Consider the following 267-nt stretch of genomic DNA (forward strand, 5'->3'; position numbering starts at 1 on the left):
TCACGGGTGCGAGCTTGCCGAGGTGGTCCCGGCGGTAGAGGACGTCGCCGTTCTCCTTGAGTACGGGGACGGTCGTGAGATACATCGCCTTCCACAGCGCGTGATTGCTCTCGACGTACTTCTGGCCCGTGACGGGGTCGTCGCCCGGCCAGACCCACCGGGTGACGGAGTGCATATTCTCGGGGTTGTTGAGGAACCACGTGCCGCTCATGGCGAGCTTGAAGGCGTTGCCCATCGACAGGAGGGTGCGGCGGGCCTGGGAGTGCT

1 protein-coding gene is annotated in these 267 nt (G+C 65.2%); it reads right to left on the reverse strand.

All coding sequences use genetic code 11. The annotated features are described in order from the left end of the window. Positions 1-267: hypothetical protein (locus tag ACZ3HH_RS30230; protein WP_465810281.1), on the reverse strand; the 267-nt coding region annotated here is incomplete at both ends.

The organism is Pseudomonas sp. PME37.24/025, assembly GCF_055556615.1.